The 5,362-nt window shown below is 59.6% G+C and carries 3 rRNA genes; all 3 read left to right on the plus strand.

Features of this window, described 5'->3' with window-relative positions:
• The first annotated feature begins 99 nt into the window (after positions 1–99).
• Positions 100–1,631 (plus strand): 16S ribosomal RNA (locus WCD41_RS30990).
• Positions 1,632–1,984: 353 nt separating this feature from the next.
• A 23S ribosomal RNA gene (locus WCD41_RS30995) occupies positions 1,985–5,101 on the plus strand.
• 125 nt (positions 5,102–5,226) lie between these two features.
• Positions 5,227–5,343: ribosomal RNA gene (gene rrf / locus WCD41_RS31000) — 5S ribosomal RNA — on the plus strand.
• The 16S, 23S and 5S rRNA genes sit together here, the layout of an rRNA operon.
• The last annotated feature ends 19 nt before the right edge of the window (positions 5,344–5,362 follow it).

A 5,362-nucleotide genomic window follows, 5' to 3' on the forward strand; every position in this document is an offset into this window, starting at 1 on the left:
GGGGAGTGTGTGGTGTCGTGGGGTTTCTTTGAGTCGCTCAGCCCTTGTTTGCCAGTGGGGGTTGGGTGTTTTTGCTGGGACTGTTTGTTCCAATGTTTTTTGTTGGAGAGTTTGATCCTGGCTCAGGACGAACGCTGGCGGCGTGCTTAACACATGCAAGTCGAGCGGTAAGGCCCTTCGGGGTACACGAGCGGCGAACGGGTGAGTAACACGTGGGTGACCTGCCCTCCACTTCGGGATAAGCCTGGGAAACTGGGTCTAATACCGGATAGGACCTCCTGGTGCATGCTGGGTGGTGGAAAGTTTTTCGGTGGGGGATGGGCCCGCGGTCTATCAGCTTGTTGGTGGGGTGATGGCCTACCAAGGCGACGACGGATAGCCGGCCTGAGAGGGTGATCGGCCACACTGGGACTGAGACACGGCCCAGACTCCTACGGGAGGCAGCAGTGGGGAATCTTGCGCAATGGGCGGAAGCCTGACGCAGCAACGCCGCGTGAGGGATGACGGCCTTCGGGTTGTAAACCTCTTTCGCGATCGACGAAGGCCCATCTTTTGGATGGGTTGACGGTAGGTCGAGAAGAAGCACCGGCCAACTACGTGCCAGCAGCCGCGGTAATACGTAGGGTGCGAGCGTTGTCCGGAATTATTGGGCGTAAAGAGCTCGTAGGCGGTGTGTCGCGTCGGCCGTGAAAACCTGGGGCTTAACTCTGGGCGTGCGGTCGATACGGGCATCACTAGAGTTCGGCAGGGGAGACTGGAATTCCTGGTGTAGCGGTGAAATGCGCAGATATCAGGAGGAACACCGGTGGCGAAGGCGGGTCTCTGGGCCGATACTGACGCTGAGGAGCGAAAGCATGGGTAGCGAACAGGATTAGATACCCTGGTAGTCCATGCCGTAAACGTTGGGCGCTAGGTGTGGGGTCCATTCCACGGGTTCCGTGCCGCAGCTAACGCATTAAGCGCCCCGCCTGGGGAGTACGGCCGCAAGGCTAAAACTCAAAGGAATTGACGGGGGCCCGCACAAGCGGCGGAGCATGTGGATTAATTCGATGCAACGCGAAGAACCTTACCTGGGTTTGACATGCACCAGACGCGTCCAGAGATGGGCGTTCCCTTGTGGTTGGTGTGCAGGTGGTGCATGGCTGTCGTCAGCTCGTGTCGTGAGATGTTGGGTTAAGTCCCGCAACGAGCGCAACCCTTGTCCTATGTTGCCAGCGGGTGATGCCGGGGACTCATGGGAGACTGCCGGGGTCAACTCGGAGGAAGGTGGGGATGACGTCAAGTCATCATGCCCCTTATGTCCAGGGCTTCACACATGCTACAATGGCCGGTACAGAGGGCTGCGAAGTCGTGAGGCGGAGCGAATCTCGTAAAGCCGGTCTCAGTTCGGATCGGGGTCTGCAACTCGACCCCGTGAAGTCGGAGTCGCTAGTAATCGCAGATCAGCAACGCTGCGGTGAATACGTTCCCGGGCCTTGTACACACCGCCCGTCACGTCACGAAAGTCGGTAACACCCGAAGCCCGTGGCCCAACCCCTTGTGGGGGGGAGCGGTCGAAGGTGGGACTGGCGATTGGGACGAAGTCGTAACAAGGTAGCCGTACCGGAAGGTGCGGCTGGATCACCTCCTTTCTAAGGAGCTTCACCGAACACCACCACGTGTCTGGGTGTTCACAGGCGGATGTCCTGTGTCCCGGGGGGTGGTGGTGGGGGGCCTCAGTACCGTCCCGGGTTCTGCTCGGGTTCGGGACAGGGTTGCTCGAGAAAATGTGGAAACACCGGACTTCTTCTCGTGAGAGAAGACAGCACACTGTTGGGTCCTGAGAGGACAGCTTGAGTGCTGCTCTTTCTGGGACGGTCGGGGCCGGCTTCGCCTGTGGGTGGGGTGCGGCCTCGGTTCGTGTGGTCGTTGAGAATTGTACAGTGGACGCGAGCATCTTTTGTTTCTGTGCACATTTGTGTCGTGATTTCTTGATGTGTGTGTTGGTCAAGTTGTCAAGGGCGCACGGTGGATGCCTGGGCATCAGGAGCCGATGAAGGACGTGGGAGGCCGCGATAGTCCTCGGGGAGCTGTCAACCGAGCGTTGATCCGAGGGTGTCCGAATGGGGTAACCCGGCACCCGTCATGGGGTGTCACCGCTGTCTGAATGTATAGGACGGTGGGAGGGAACGCGGGGAAGTGAAACATCTCAGTACCCGCAGGAGAAGAAAACAACAGTGATTCCGTGAGTAGTGGCGAGCGAAAGCGGAAGAGGCTAAACCTCACCAGTGTGAGAGCCGGCAGGTGTTGCTGGTGGGGTGTTGTGGGGCGTCATGTACTGGTTCTGCCGGACCGGTGCGGGTGTTCGTGGTGTTAGTCGAAGGCGTTGGGACGCGTCGGCGTAGAGGGTGAGACCCCCGTAGGCGAAAACACCATGGTCACGCGTTGTGGCGGGCCCGAGTAGCAGCGAGCCCGTGTAATTCGCTGTGAATCTGCCGGGACCACCCGGTAAGCCTAAATACTCCCTGATGACCGATAGCGGACAAGTACCGTGAGGGAAAGGTGAAAAGTACCCCGGGAGGGGAGTGAAATAGTACCTGAAACCGTGTGCCTACAAGCCGTCAGAGCCTTAGCTGTATAGCGGGGTGATGGCGTGCCTTTTGAAGAATGAGCCTGCGAGTTAGTGGTACGTGGCGAGGTTAACCCGTGTGGGGTAGCCGTAGCGAAAGCGAGTCCGAACAGGGCGTGGTAGTCGCGTGCTCTAGACCCGAAGCGGGGTGATCTACCCATGGCCAGGGTGAAGCGCCGGTAAGACGGCGTGGAGGCCCGAACCCACCAGGGTTGAAAACCTGGGGGATGAGCTGTGGGTAGGGGTGAAAGGCCAATCAAACTCCGTGATAGCTGGTTCTCCCCGAAATGCATTTAGGTGCAGCGTCGCGTGGTACTCACCGGAGGTAGAGCACTGGTTGGCCTAGGGGGCCTACAAGCTTACTGAAGTCAGCCAAACTCCGAATGCCGGTGAGCGTGTAGCGCGGCAGTGAGACGGCGGGCGATAAGGTTCGTCGTCGAGAGGGAAACAGCCCAGATCGCCGGCTAAGGCCCCTAAGCGTGCGCTAAGTGGGAAAGGATGTGGGATCGCCCAGACAACCAGGAGGTTGGCTTAGAAGCAGCCATCCTTGAAAGAGTGCGTAATAGCTCACTGGTCAAGTGGTCCTGCGCCGACAATGTAGCGGGGCTCAAGCGCACCGCCGAAGCCGCGGCAACACCACGTGAACACTCCGCAGCCCTCGAGGCGTGTGGTGGTGGTGGTGTTGGGTAGGGGAGCGTCATGCGGGCGGTGAAGCGGCGGAGTGATCCAGCCGTGGAGCCCGTGTGAGTGAGAATGCAGGCATGAGTAGCGATAGCAGAGTGAGAAACTCTGCCGCCGGATGACCAAGGGTTCCTGGGCCAGGTTTTTCCGCCCAGGGTGAGCCGGGACCTAAGGCGAGGCCGACAGGCGTAGTCGATGGACAACGGGTTGATATTCCCGTGCTCGTGTAGGCGCGTCCCTGGCGAATCCAGGTGTGCTAACCGCCCGAACCTCGGGTGTCTCCTTCGGGAGCACCTCGGGGGGAGCGCGGGACCCCGCCTGGTAGTAGCCAAGCGATGGGGTGACGCAGGAGGGTAGCTCCGCCAGCTAGTGGTAGTGCTGGTGCAAGCGTGTAGGCCGGTCCGTAGGCAAATCCGCGGGCCATGACGGTTGAGACGTGACGCATAGCCGGTTGAGGCGAAGCAGAGTGATCCCATGCTGCCGAGAAAAGCCTCTAGCGAGTTCCTACGCGACCCGTACCCCAAACCAACACAGGTGGTCAGGTAGAGAATACCGAGGCGTTCGAGCGAACTGTGGTCAAGGAATTCGGCAAAATGCCCCCGTAACTTCGGGAGAAGGGGGGCCCTGTCCCGTGAAACCCCTTGCGGGTTAGCGGGGTGGGGCCGCAGAGACCAGGGGGAAGCGACTGTTTACTAAAAACACAGGTCCGTGCGAAGTCGCAAGACGATGTATACGGACTGACGCCTGCCCGGTGCTGGAACGTTAAGGGGACCGGTTAACCGTAAGGTGAAGCTGAGAACTTAAGCGCCAGTAAACGGCGGTGGTAACTATAACCATCCTAAGGTAGCGAAATTCCTTGTCGGGTAAGTTCCGACCTGCACGAATGGCGTAACGACTTCCCCGCTGTCTCGACCACAGACTCGGCGAAATTGCACTACGAGTAAAGATGCTCGTTACGCGCGGCAGGACGGAAAGACCCCGGGACCTTCACTACAGCTTGGTATTGGTGCTCGGTTCGGCTTGTGTAGGATAGGTGGGAGACTGGGAAGCGGCCACGCCAGTGGTCGTGGAGTCAACGTTGAAATACCACTCTGGTCGAATTGGGCATCTAACCTCGGACCATGATCTGGTTCAGGGACAGTGCCTGGTGGGTAGTTTAACTGGGGCGGTTGCCTCCCAAAGAGTAACGGAGGCGCCCAAAGGTTCCCTCAGCCTGGTCGGCAACCAGGTGTCGAGTGCAAGTGCACAAGGGAGCTTGACTGTGAGACCGACGGGTCGAGCAGGGACGAAAGTCGGGACTAGTGATCCGGCACCACCAGGTGGATGGGGTGTCGCTCAACGGATAAAAGGTACCCCGGGGATAACAGGCTGATCTTGCCCAAGAGTCCATATCGACGGCATGGTTTGGCACCTCGATGTCGGCTCGTCGCATCCTGGGGCTGGAGTAGGTCCCAAGGGTTGGGCTGTTCGCCCATTAAAGCGGTACGCGAGCTGGGTTTAGAACGTCGTGAGACAGTTCGGTCCCTATCCGCCGCGCGCGCAGGAGACTTGAGGAAGGCTGTCCCTAGTACGAGAGGACCGGGACGGACGAACCTCTGGTGTGCCAGTTGTCCCGCCAGGGGCACGGCTGGTTGGCTACGTTCGGAAAGGATAACCGCTGAAGGCATCTAAGCGGGAAGCCTGTTCCAAGATGAGGTCTCCCACCCCTTCGAGGGTTAAGGCCCCCACCAGACCAGTGGGTTGATAGGCCAGACATGTAAGCGCCGCAAGGCGTTCAGTGGACTGGTACTAATAGGCCGAGGACTTGCCCACACACCCATCAAGGGTCACGGCAAGCAACTGCGTAACGAACAGAGAAGTTCGCGTCCACTGTGCATATCCCAACGACCACACACCCCACCCCACAGGCCCACAGCCTGGTGGGGGTGGTGGGGTGTTCCGGTGGTCACAGCGGAGGGGAAACGCCCGGACCCATCCCGAACCCGGAAGCTAAGCCCTCCAGCGCCGATGGTACTGCGACCGCCAGGTCGTGGGAGAGTAGGACACCGCCGGAACACCCGACCACCCCCACAC

This window comes from Actinomycetospora aeridis (assembly GCF_037400275.1).
Lineage (GTDB): Bacteria > Actinomycetota > Actinomycetes > Mycobacteriales > Pseudonocardiaceae > Actinomycetospora > Actinomycetospora aeridis.